This is a genomic window from Pseudoxanthomonas koreensis (genome assembly GCF_041890415.1).
GTDB lineage: Bacteria > Pseudomonadota > Gammaproteobacteria > Xanthomonadales > Xanthomonadaceae > Pseudoxanthomonas > Pseudoxanthomonas koreensis_A.
The window spans coordinates 1429415-1441080 of record NZ_CP169056.1 but is presented as its reverse complement, the minus strand read 5'-3'; the positions used below and the strand labels follow the sequence as shown (position 1 = coordinate 1441080).

The following is an 11666-nucleotide window of genomic DNA, read 5'->3' as shown; positions in this document are numbered from 1 at the left end:
GATACCGGGCCGTGGCGCCGGCGGTTCCGGGACTACGCGCCGTGGCATTTCTTGTATTTCTTGCCGGAGCCGCACGGGCACGGCGCGTTGCGACCGACCTTGTTCTCGACGCCGCGCGGCGGCGGCACGAACTGCGTGACCGTCTGCTCGTAGCGTTGCAGTTGTTCGGTATCAAAGAACCGCCAGTCCCGGTTGAGCGCCTGGTAGTGATCGCGGACGTCGTCCGGCCATGGCTCGCCGGGCATGAGAATAAAGTCCTCGGAGTTGGTGTCCCCGGCGAACATCGGCGCGTCCATGCCGATCCCGATCACCTTCTGCAGGTGCGGGAACTTGTTGCGCGCCGCGCCGCACGCGATCTCGAGCAACGTGCGTCGCTTGTCGAGATAGTCGGGCTGCGCGCGGATCGCCTCGGGCGCGCGCAACTGGAAGAAGACGTAGCCGACCTCCGGATAGAACGACGGCATCAGGGACACGTGACGCGTCAACCCGCCGGTGTCGGGGAAGTTGATGACGTTCTCGCGAATCTTGCTCGACAGGGCGCGCCGCACGAACCGCGGTTCCTTCACCATCTCGACGATGGCGCTCTGGCCGCGAAGCAGGTCGGCGTTGCCGCCTAGGGTGCCGTCCAGCAGGTTCTGGCAGGTGCGCTGGATCAGCTCGTCCCAGAAGTAGGAGACCTCGTCTTCGCGCTTGGTGTTCTGGTACAGGGCCGAGTTCACGAAGCCGTGCCATTCGCCTTCGCCGATCATCACCCCGGTGACCGGCTCGTCGGAGCCGATCCTGTGCACATTCGTCGCCTGGTCGAAGTTGAGCAGGTAGTGCCCGAGCAGGTCCTCTTCGCCGCAGTACGCCAGAACGTCGAAGCGTCGGATTGCACGCACCTTCTCGTCGAGGTAGCGCGAGAAATCGCTGATCGTATCGAGCTCGCCCAGGACGATCGGGAGGTTGTGGCTGTCGAACAGGTGCACCGGATCCTGCCGGTCCAGGTCAACGTGGAAGGGGCGGGGTGCGCAGCCTTTGTCCAGATCGCAGTAGGTGATGGCCAAGCTGCCGTAGATGTTCTGCTCGGAGCTGCGCGCGCACGCGTCCTTGGCGCCGTGCGCCACCACGATCTTGTGGACGGTGGCCGCCGGGTTGACCGACAACGGGAACGGCACGGTCTGCTTGGCATCGAGATAGATGGGGCGGCCGCTGCGCAGATAGCGTTCAGCACCGTGGGCGGTGATGATCTGGCGATCGATCGCGCGTCGCTTCCAGCGGTCCCAGGCGATCAGGGGATCGGCGTCCGGGGTCTCCGCATAGGCCTTCTCGCGATCGAAGAAGACGAAGATGTGGTCACCAAACACCGCCAGGACGTCGCACAGCTCCTTGCCGTCGTCCTTGTACGGGTTCGGGTAGGTCCACAACTTCAGGAAGGAGCGCTCGCAGAAGTCCGCGAGCATGCGCTCGGTGTCGGTCACCCCCGCGGATTTGTGTCTGGCCTCCATGCAAAACACTCCTCGACGCGAACCACTGCAGTCTAGCGAGCGGGGCCCGGGCCGTCGTCGAGCAAGCGGGCCGCGGGGTTGTGAGTAATCTCGCCGGCCTGGAAGTAGCCGATCGCCTGCGCCACCGAGCGGTGCTCGGTGGGCGCCATCAAGGCGGGAGGGCAACGCCTCGCCGGCCGCCTTCGGTCATAAAGCTCCGCGCCCATAGTCCGCTCAGGGCAGTTAATCCTCCAGCAAGCGAGCAGCAGGATTAGCCGCGGCTCCGCCCGCCTGAAAATACCCGACCACGCTCGACACCGACCGGTGCTCGGTCAGCTGCATGATCGCCGGCAGTGCCACACCTTGGCGGCTGGCCTCGGTCACGAACCCCGACCGCAGGCTATGCCCGCCAAAATCCCCCTCTAAGCCCGCCATGCGCGCCCGCCGCTGCACGATCTCGCCGACAGCGGCAGGGGAGAGGGTAGGGCCAATGCGCTGCTTCCAGAGCCGCCGGAAGATCGCCCCCTCGGTGATCCCGGACGCCTCCAACCAATCCTCTAGTGCGAGGGCGGCCCGATCGAGCACCGGCTTGTCTGGGGTCGAGGACGCGGTAACACCCGCCTGCTGGGTCTTGCTGTGCTCCAGGCGGTAGATGTAGGCCGCCTCACCGATCCGGCGCAGGTCGCGCAGGTCGGCCGCGGCGATCTCGCTGCGCCGCCGCCCACCGCTGGCAAACCCAAAGCAGAGCAGGGCACGGTCGCGAATCCCTTCCAGGCTGTCGTCGCAGGTCGCGAGCATCGCCTCGAGCTCGGCCAAGGTGATCGCGGTCTTCTTGCGCGGCCGCTCGCCGCGCTTGACCGCCGCCCGGGCCGCGCGGCTGAGCACGGTGCGGATCGCCGGCTGCTCGCAGGGATTCGCGACCTGCTTGAGGCGGTGGGCGGTCGAGAGCACGGCCACCCGGTGCCGGACCGTGGCCAGGGTCCAGGGCCCAGGCTTGGCTTTGAGGCCGGCGGCCACCAGCGCCTGGTCGACGGCCGGCGGCAGTTCCCAGGCCAGCTCGCCGTCGGCCGAGCGGCGCTGGACATGGTCGACCACGAACTGCAGCACGGCGGCTTCCGAGACCGGCAGCGCCAGTTCGACGCCGTAGCGCGCCGCATGCCAGCCAGCCCAGTAGCGCAGGGCGGTGGCGTAGCTGCGGGTGGTGTTGGCAGCCGCGGCTTCCGCGAGCAGTTCGCGCACCGCATCGGCCGCCTGTTGGGCGAGCTGGTCGGGCAGGACCAGCCCGGCGGCCGGTTGCGCGAGGACCGGGAGTGCGTGATTATCCTTCATAGTATGTAGTGTGCACTACGTTGCAGACCGTGTACCAGCGATAATCATCACTTATCACAAGTACGTCAAGTGCGGGGTAGGGCGCCCGAGTAGGAGAGCGAAATGGCACGCGGAGTCACAGAAAAAGATGTCCACAGCGCCGCCGATGAGCTTGTGCAGGCCGGTGAACGCCCAACCGTCGAGCGGATTCGTGCCCACTTAGGCACGGGTTCGCCTAACACCGTTACGCGCTGGCTCAGCACCTGGTGGGACAACTTAGGAGCTCGGTTGCGTGCTGAACAAGCGACACTCGAGCTACCCGAGGCGCCTGAACGTGTCGCTGAGATGGCAGGGGAGCTATGGCGATTCGCGCTAGGTCACGCACGCAACCTGGTCGAGAAGGACTTTGTGAAGGAGCGCCAAGCTCTTCAGGAGGACCAGAAAGCACTCGAGTTGGAGCGGGTCGCCTTCGCCACGGACGCGGAAACGCTCAAGGAGCAACTATCCACCTCTCTTCAAGCGAAGCGCTTGGCGTTGGCTCAGACGACTGAGCTCCAGCGCTTGGTCAAGCAGCTCGAGAAACAGGTCGAGGAAGGAATCCGACAGCGAGATGAAGCGCTAGTTCGGTTCACTGAAGCAGAAGCCGCGCGGCAGGCCGCGGAAGCGCGAAATCAAACCCTGCACGAAGCTGCCACCACTGAGCGTAACTTGCTGACGCAGCATGTGAGGGCGGTCGAAGATCGAGCGCATGCCGAGGTTGATCGGGCCAGGCAAGAGAGTCGGGAACTGAAGGATCGCGTGTCAGGACTCGAAAGCGAGAAGTCAGCCGCCGAAAAGAGATACCAAGAGGAGCTCCTACTTGCGAAGAACGAGGTCGCAGCGGCCCGACAACACGCCGCGGCGCAAGAAGCTCGGGCGAGTACACTTGAGACTCAACTTGGCCAGTTGGAGGCGCTATCCGCGGCTGTAGAGTCCGCCTTGACGAAGGTTCAGCGGGCCTCTGCGCCACGGAAAGCCACGAAGAAAGCAAGTAAGAAGGCCAAGAAATCCTGAAGGCACCGCCCTGTGCGATCAGGTGACCAAACATGGCGAGAACGCTCATGGGAAAAAAACAGGTACCTATTTCCAACCAAGTCTAGAGAGTCACCTCTCCTGGACGAACGAGAGTCCCCAGCGTCCTATCCCTACCTATCCGAGGGGGAGATGGATCGCCTCACCCGGGAGGCCCTGGCTGATGTTACCGCTGGCCGGACCATCACACATGAAGAGATGGAGCGTTGGTACGACGAGATCCTGTTCCCCTGGCTGGAGCAACGTGCCAAGGAAGTACATCGAAGGTGACCGTCTTGCTGCAAAAGAGTGTTGTGGGTGGCGACAATTGACCGCAGCGGTTCGAGGGTGGGGAGAAATGTCCGCCTCAAACGTGGATGAGTTAGCGCATCAAATGGGGAGACTACGCCGCGTCCAACACCAACGGTGCGTAGACCATCCGCATGTACATAAATGAGTGCGCAACATTTCTCGTAGTACCCGTTGGAGTGCAGAACTTTTCCCGCTGTATCTACTGGTGAGCGTGCGTTGTGCCCTAGATGTGCAGAGTCAGTACCCACTAGAGTGCGCTAAACAGCTGTTGCGGTTCTTGAGGGTTAGAAGGCCTTCTTTACGCAACACCCTTAGATGTACCAGAAGTGCGCATAATGCACATTATGTCCCGCGCAACGCGGCGGTTCGGGCTGCTGCGAGCGTGGCTGGCACAATTCTTGCCACGCCGTAGGCCCAGCAACAGCATTGAGGCAAGGATATGCCTGTAGATCCGTGGGAACTGCACCGCCGGCCGCATTGCTGGCCGGTGGGCGCGCAATGCCCGAACCCCTGCGCCCGCGCCCACTACGACCACGTCGTACACAACCACGTGCAACTGGCCGGGCCGTGGGCAGGCTGGCGACTGGCTGGCCGCTGGCTTGTCGGCCCCGGGAACAGCCGCAGCGCCCCGAGGATCACCGTCGAACGGCTGCAAGGCCTGATATGGGCCGAGGCCAGCCGGATGCGTGCGGAGGCCGCGAGATCCCGCAAAAGCGGTTTGCGTGGGCAGATCGTGGCTCTGACGCTGCGCCGGTAACGGCAGACCGGACAGCCCAGGAGCATTGAAGATATCGGCGCGGGTGGAGCGGTCACCGTAGGGGCGCTGCCCCTACACCCCAGCTCGCGGCGGTTTGTCTTTACACTGCGGCCGGACCACATGGAGCCGGCCACATGGAACGCGAACGACCACCCTACCTCAGCGACTTACCGCGCGACCGTCGCGGCAATTGGCCGATGTACGTCCTGGCCGGCGCACTGCTGATCGCCCTGGTGGGCGGCTGGCGGATATACGCGGACACCGTGTCCGCTTGGCATATCCGGTACAACGCGCCACCGCCACCCGCGCAGCAGACCCGCGCCGCAGCGCCTGCCCCTGTACGGCATGCCCCGATGATGGTCGCCCCCGCGGCACCGATTGATCGCAGCGGCTGGCGATGCGTTGGCAACACGCCATTCCGCCCACTGCCCGGCGGCGGTTGGGAGAACGTCCCGGGTGAATGGTGCGTCAGCTCGCAGCGATAGCGGCCAGTGCGGCTAGATGCAGGACGTAGTAGCCGAGGAACGTCCACCGCCAGCGCGGCACGTCGGCCCGGTACCGGCTCAGCATCCACAACAGCGGCAGCGCCAGCAGCGCCCAGGCGTTGCCGTTGAACCAGCACAGCGGCAGCAACGATGCCGCGAACACGGCCCAGCCGGCCGGCCGGCCGCCGGAGTTGGCCAAGACTGCGCCGCCCAGCACGACGCCGACGCCGGCCCACTGGTAATCCACGAACAGACCGCCGACCAGCCACGCCGGCATGGCCCACCACACGCGCCCGAACGACACAAGCAACCCGAGGCCGAGTGTCAACAGGATATTCAGCGGCAAAGCGTAGCCGAACGCCAGCGCGTGCAGCGGCTGCACCACCGCGCCAGCCACAAGCAAACGAACGATAGCCCGATTGCGGCTCCCCTCGCCGGCTGCAACCACATTCCATGCAAGCACCGCAGCGAACAGCGGGAATACGACCCGGGCCGCATCACTCAGCCACGGCGCGGAACCATGCAACAGCACCTTGTTGACGTGGTCGCCCGTCATGAGCAACAGCGCGAACCATTTCACCAGCTCGCGACCGCCGGAAGTCACAGCACAGGCCCTGCGCCGACTACATCCGTCACGCTACCGGGTATTTGATGCATCACGCCGGCCGGCCGTCCCGCGCTAGCGTGCTGCGGCTGGGGCTGCTGCATGCGTTCCTCGCGCCGTTCCCTGTACGGGTTATATGGCATGCCGTGGCGTGCGACAGTGCGGCATTCGGGCTGGCTGATGTCGTAACGTGTGCCCTGCTCCGTGAGGCACGTACACGACGGCTCGCCCGGCTCCGAGGGCGTCGGCATGCTCGACATGCAATACAGTTGCGGATCGGCAGTGATACCCCGCTCATCGAAAACGGGCGCGGTCCACGGCATGCTTGCGAACCTGGGCAAATGGGCGCGGGCGTAGTCGGTCAGCGTGGCATAGGTACGGTGGGCACGGTCGCCCTGGCCGGTTGCCGCCGGGACAGCAGCCGGCGCGGCTTGCGCCGCGCTCGTCTGCACTTTACCCGTGAGCGACGCGGCGTAGGCGTCCGGTCGCAACACGCTAACGGCCCACCAGCCGAGAATGCCGGCGGCCAGAATTAGCCCCGGAATCGCAAGCACTTTGAACGGGACACGAGCCTTGATCGTGTGCACTTCGGCCGACTTGTACGCATCGAATGCGTGCGCAGGTAGAAGCCGGGTTTTCCGCTGTGCAAGCTCGCGCTTGGCGGACGACTTCACATCCTCATTCAACTCACCCCACGAAAACACATCAATCATCTTCGTTCCGAACCGGCGCACGACGTGATGGTGCGAACCAATCAGGCCACGGATAAACGGATAGAGTTGGTTAGGCTGCTGCGTTGTCCACACGAAATCCAGCCCGCGGTGGCGATGCTCAGCCAGGTCAAGAACATGCTTCGGCGTCGCTTGCCGGCTGGCGTCATGCAGATGACCGAACCACTTCCACGCCTCGTCAACGAAGATGAGCGAGCCGTGCGGCACGATGTACTCACCCGTAGCTGGGTCTTTCGCGTTCCAGCTACGCGCATCTTCCAGCGGCGTGGCTAGGCCATCGCGCAGCCCTTCGATACCGACAGCGAACAACGGCCGTTCGCCCTTCTCGGCCTCCTGCAACAGACGCTCCATCATGAGCGCAGTTTTGCCATTGCCGGGCTGGCCGGAATAAATCTCGATTGGCACGTTACGTCCTCCGCACAAGGAAGGCTTTCGCCGCGCCTACGGCGAACTTCGCGGCCACTGCACTGGCAATCATGGTGCAGGCCACATCGAATCTCAGGACGCCGATCCACGCGATCGCAACGGCGGCGAGGTCACCGCCGCCGATTGCGCCGGGCGTCATCGACGTTTCAAGCGAGTCAATCCACGGCTGCACAGCAAACTCATTGGTTGCCCAAGCTAGACCCATCCAAACAAGCGCCGCCGTGACCCACTGGCCGATGCGGTTGCGGAATAGCCACGCTAGGCCGGTGAGTAGGGCACTAAGAATTGGTGCGAGGAACGGCATTGATTACTCCCGAGACGCGACGATGCGCAGCGAGGCCAGCGCAGCTAGCGCCATAACAATCTGACCGGCCAGCGTGACCCATTCGCACAGCGGCGCTATGTCAATGCTCACGGAGTGACCCATCACATCAATGGGCGGAATAGACGGGCATGTGCGCCCGTACCCATAACCGGCGGTGTCGGGCGTGTAATCGTCGCCCACACCTTCCCCGGCCCAAGCATCATCAGCGTCGCCAGCGGGCCCAGCATCGCCGGCAGACGAACCGGTCAGTGCGTCACGAATCGCGGCAATGTCCTCACCATCACCACCGTCGCCGCCGCCGATACCATCGCGGACCAGCGTTTCCAGGTGGCAGGCCGTGCGCCATTGCTGGAGCAGGCTGGCGTATTCCATCGCGTCACATTTCTCGCCAGTACAGACCGGCATGGCTGAACACGTCCCGCCGCTGATGTTGCGATTCTTGCGCGTGTTGCAATCAATGCGCCATTGAATCCGCGCCTGCCCACACAAGATCGCCGACCCGCTGCATGCAGGCGGCGTGTTGCAGTCATCGCCACCGGAGAAGCTTTCACCCTCGCCTTCGTCCTCTTCCCCGTTATTGTCGTTGTCTTTCTTACAGGTGCCATCCGCACCCTTCACGTAACCAGCCGGGCACGGTTCGTCAATGCAGCTTCCATCGGGCGCCTTCGTCTTGCCGGCAGGGCATTCGCCCTCCTTGCGCTTGCAGCTACCGTCCGCAAGTTGGGACATGCCCTCCGGGCACGGCTCAGGGCCGCACTGACCCAGCGAGTTTGCCGGCGCGCCGCCCTCGCATTGAGGCCCGGGAGGCTCGCAGATATGCAGAAAAGCGTTCCAGTTGTTGCCGGAGGCAGCGCATTCTCCGGGGTCGTCGCTGCTCGCGCACCCCTCATTGACCGTGATGCTTGACGACGTACCGTCGCCGTTCTGGAAGAAGTAGGTTTTACAGCCGTCTACGCAACGATACGAACCGGATTTAGGCAGAAACGTGCTTGTCACTGACGGGCGCGATTCGCATGTCTGGCCCGGTGGCCACTCATGAATCCCATGTAGCGCCCAATACCAAGGACATGAGTCCTTGCATGCTCGCGTTTCGAAATACCCTGTATAGAAGTTGTTCGACGGATCGTTTATTTCGCACGAGACTTGCCCGGAGTCATAACCCGGCGTCATGTTGCGGACAGCTAGATACGCATGCGTCGCCGCGATGCAGCCCGCATACGCCGAACCCTGATCCGGGTACGTGGCCGCACGCGCGGTCCCGATGCCGATGGCACCAAGCAACGCCAGCACCAGCAGCGCAGCAATGCGCCGGGCTAGTGCGTGCATGAAGATTCGACGGAAATTCATTCGCCCCCCAGCAGGACGCCTAGGGCAACGAGAAACGCGAGCAACCACAACCAGCCTTCCATCTTCTACCCCCAGCAAGACACCGGCGGGAGGGCGTCGGACCCTTCCCGCCGGCAATGGTTACATCGCGCGACGCACCCACTTGTAGACCTTGATGCCGACCATCACGATCAGCACGGCCGCACCGATTGCCGCGATGGGCGCGGCGGCACCTTCGATGGCCGAGACGACGGCCGACACGTCCACACCGGTGGAACCACCACCACCAGCGAACGCGAACGGAGCCGCAAGGGCCAGCGTCAGGCCGGTGACCAGGGCAGCGAACTTGGAACGGAACTTCTGGAACATATGAGCCTCCTAGGCTTGGTCGATGAACTTACGAATCCGGCGGAACACGAACGCGAGGCCCCAGAGGACCGCGCACGCAAGCCCAATGGCCTGCGCTCCCTCAACAGACAGCGCCGGGAGACTGGTCTGCTGTGGAATCCAAATCTCTTGCGCACACGTGCCCGTGGCCGAATTGAAGTCGGATTCAAGACAGCCACGGACGACGTGTGACATGGGTCAGGCCTTCGGCACGGTAAGATTCAGACCGCATTCCTTGACCGCGACGGACAGCGGCCACAGCTTCGGGCGCTTCAACGCAGGCTCACCGAAGGTGTTCTGCCCGTAGGAATCGGGGTGGAGCAGATAATCGCCCACCGAATAGACCGGGCCATCGCCGAGTCCGACGTTGAACGTGGTTTCGTACCCGCCGCCCATGAGAATGCATGCGCGCTGCTCGCGCAGCAGGACGGGACCGTTTTTGCCGTTGATGCGGCGCTCAATGATGCGATCATCTTTGATCCTCACGAAAGACATGACTGTGCCTCCTTAGGCCAGAGTGTTTCCCGCAGAAATGCGGGCAATTGCGCCGCCGTGCATACACGCTTGAATCGCGCGGGCAGCCCTTCGCGCGACACGTGATCCCGCAGGAATTGCGGGGTTTCTTCGCCCAAGGCCTGCCACAGCAGGCCGAGGGTCGGGCCGACTTGACGCCGTGCCCATGTGACAACCGCGTGGCCGGTCGCTTCGACCGTGCGCCGCGCAAGTTCAATGCGACACGCGAGGCCATCGCCCACCGCCGCGAGCAATTCGCCGAGATAGCTGTACGCACCCCGCAGGTAGTGCATGGGATTGGTCAGCACATCGCGCGGTATCTGCTGATGCTTGCCGTACAAGCGCGCTTCGAAGCGCACCCACGGTGAGTGTGCGACGCCCTGCTGCATGCCCTTTTCATAGATGCAGCACTGCTTATGGCCCTTCTGGCCGACGTACAGCGTTGATCCGGTGCCGCTTCCGTGGTCATCGAGGAATCGCGTGATCGGCGGGCGGCCGTTGCCGGCGAAGGCACCAGCAAGCGCGGCGCGCTCATGGTCCCGGACGGTCCCAAACACCCCGTCATAATCGTCGTACGCAACGTCGCAGCGCGTGATGCGCGCTCCGTTTAATTCGAGCTTCTGCGCCACCAGCGGCCAATTGCGAATGAACCGGCACGCACCGCCGGACAGGCTCACGCACACCGTGTCATTGTTGCCACCCTGCCCGTACCGGCCAACAACCTCGCCGTTCCGGTCAACGATGCACGCGGATTCGGAGTAGAACTGCCAGCGCTTGGTCTGCACATCACAGACGCGCACGTCGCGAGCGTCCAGGCCGAACAACTGCGGAAGCACGAGCGAAAGCCGGTCGACCCGCTCAGCCAGCAACCGGCGCGGGACGACAACGGTCAAAAAGTCCACGATTGCACCATGCGTCGCCGCAATCGGAGACTTTTGGCCCGTGTTACTCACTGGGCCATCCGCCGTGCCGGCGGCCGTATCCACCGGACGGCCCGCGGAAAACCGGTGTACTACCGCAGCAGCACGCCCGTTCCAGAAGCCCGCTTCCGCATCGGTATACGACAGCGCGGCCGACATGCGGCGAGCCTTGACTTCCGCGAAGTCGGGGCGCTCTTGACGGCTCACGCCTCACCGTCCAGGCCGGTCAACTCACCGACTGTGAAACGGGTGCACTCGACGCAGCGAGAATCCGGTGCCAGCCACCACACCCGGGAATCGCACTGGTAACAGCGCAACGGCGGAAGAGCGGTTGGCGCGGGTGCTGTGTCAGGGTGACCAGCAGGTGCAGCCATCGACCCGTGAGCCGCGCGGCTCTGGCATGGCGCACTCGGGGACGGCGGGATGGCCGGCAGTACGGAACGGCGCGCAGGCTGTTTGCCGTCAGCTGCCTCAAAAGCGGGACGGGGCGCGGTCATGCCCTGCCCCACTCCGCCACCTGGGCGCGATGCTGGCCGGCGCGCAGCTTGGCGCGCTCAGTGACAACGAGGCACGCGGCGCGGTACTCAGCGAACGCGCGACGCTGCCGGTTCGCGCGCATGGCGCGGTGCAGCCGCATCCCGCCGAGCGCAAGAAGCGCGTAGGCGAGCGCAGGCAGAAGGCCGATCACGGCATCGGCGGCGGTCACAAGCCCATCTCCGCCATGTCAGCCTGCAGGGCCTGATCCCCCGCCAGGTCATCAAGCCGAGCCTGTTCACGGTCAAACTTCGCGATATAGGCAGGGTCCGTGCCGAGCAGCACGACGCGCCAACGCGCGATCCGGCCCTCGTAAACCCTCAGCGACTGTTCCAGCCACTCCACGAGACGGAGATCAGCGAAATCGCCCCCCAGCTCCCGCGCCAGCATTAGCTCCTGAACAATCCGGTCAGCCCCGTCAACTGCCCGCTCAAATTCGGCGCGATGGTTGATGCTCATTGCGATACCCCCTGCCCGGTGCCCGGTTGACCCACCCAGCCCGGCACCGGGCGGGGCCGGGAG

Annotated in this window: 12 protein-coding genes and 1 pseudogene; 2 read left to right on the top strand and 11 right to left on the bottom strand. The window is 64.2% G+C overall.

Annotated features, from left to right (window positions below; translation table 11 throughout):
- Window positions 1–32: 32 nt before the first annotated feature.
- A pseudogene (locus ACEJ41_RS06550) lies at window positions 33–107 on the bottom strand (SEC-C metal-binding domain-containing protein); the annotation flags it as partial.
- A gap of 1602 nt (window positions 108–1709) precedes the next feature.
- On the bottom strand, window positions 1710–2795 hold the full coding sequence (locus ACEJ41_RS06545; protein ID WP_374013977.1) for a site-specific integrase: 1086 nt from the start codon (window positions 2793–2795) through the stop codon (window positions 1710–1712).
- A 102-nt stretch (window positions 2796–2897) separates the two neighbouring features.
- Here ACEJ41_RS06545 and ACEJ41_RS06540 point away from each other — a divergent pair, with 102 nt between their 5' ends.
- On the top strand, window positions 2898–3827 hold the full coding sequence (locus tag ACEJ41_RS06540; protein ID WP_374013976.1) for a DNA-binding protein: 930 nt from the start codon (window positions 2898–2900) through the stop codon (window positions 3825–3827).
- Between the two features lie 150 nt (window positions 3828–3977).
- Window positions 3978–4115 (top strand): hypothetical protein, encoded by a 138-nt coding sequence (locus ACEJ41_RS06535; RefSeq protein WP_374013975.1) that lies wholly within the window; start codon window positions 3978–3980, stop codon window positions 4113–4115.
- A 1246-nt stretch (window positions 4116–5361) separates the two neighbouring features.
- On the opposite strand, the gene ACEJ41_RS06530 is transcribed toward ACEJ41_RS06535, so the two are convergent.
- The 9 genes from ACEJ41_RS06530 to ACEJ41_RS06490 form a co-directional block, all read right to left on the bottom strand.
- Complete coding sequence (locus tag ACEJ41_RS06530; protein WP_374013974.1) at window positions 5362–5958, bottom strand: TraX family protein; 597 nt, start codon at window positions 5956–5958, stop codon at window positions 5362–5364.
- Window positions 5959–5978: 20 nt separating this feature from the next.
- A complete protein-coding gene (locus tag ACEJ41_RS06525; protein WP_374013973.1) occupies window positions 5979–7118 on the bottom strand; it encodes a zonular occludens toxin domain-containing protein in 1140 nt (379 codons plus the stop codon).
- 1 nt (window position 7119) lies between these two features.
- The gene (locus ACEJ41_RS06520) at window positions 7120–7443 is read right to left on the bottom strand and encodes a DUF2523 family protein (protein WP_374013972.1); all 324 of its coding nucleotides are present in this window, start codon (window positions 7441–7443) and stop codon (window positions 7120–7122) included.
- Between the two features lie 3 nt (window positions 7444–7446).
- Window positions 7447–8790 carry a hypothetical protein gene (locus ACEJ41_RS06515; protein WP_374013971.1) on the bottom strand — a complete coding sequence of 448 codons (1344 nt, stop codon included), beginning with the start codon at window positions 8788–8790 and terminating at the stop codon, window positions 7447–7449.
- A gap of 141 nt (window positions 8791–8931) precedes the next feature.
- A complete protein-coding gene (locus tag ACEJ41_RS06510; RefSeq protein WP_374013970.1) occupies window positions 8932–9159 on the bottom strand; it encodes a major capsid protein in 228 nt (75 codons plus the stop codon).
- Between the two features lie 216 nt (window positions 9160–9375).
- The gene (locus ACEJ41_RS06505) at window positions 9376–9672 is read right to left on the bottom strand and encodes a single-stranded DNA-binding protein (protein ID WP_374013969.1); all 297 of its coding nucleotides are present in this window, start codon (window positions 9670–9672) and stop codon (window positions 9376–9378) included.
- Complete coding sequence (locus tag ACEJ41_RS06500) at window positions 9660–10817, bottom strand: replication initiation factor domain-containing protein (protein WP_374013968.1); 1158 nt, start codon at window positions 10815–10817, stop codon at window positions 9660–9662. The genes ACEJ41_RS06505 and ACEJ41_RS06500 overlap by 13 nt, the downstream gene beginning before the upstream one ends.
- 286 nt (window positions 10818–11103) lie before the next feature.
- Window positions 11104–11316, bottom strand: coding sequence for a hypothetical protein (locus ACEJ41_RS06495; RefSeq protein ID WP_374013967.1), 213 nt, complete (start codon window positions 11314–11316; stop codon window positions 11104–11106).
- Window positions 11313–11603, bottom strand: a complete 291-nt coding sequence (locus tag ACEJ41_RS06490; RefSeq protein ID WP_374013966.1) for a hypothetical protein — start codon at window positions 11601–11603, stop codon at window positions 11313–11315. Before ACEJ41_RS06490 ends, ACEJ41_RS06495 begins: the two co-directional genes overlap by 4 nt.
- Between the last annotated feature and the right edge of the window lie 63 nt (window positions 11604–11666).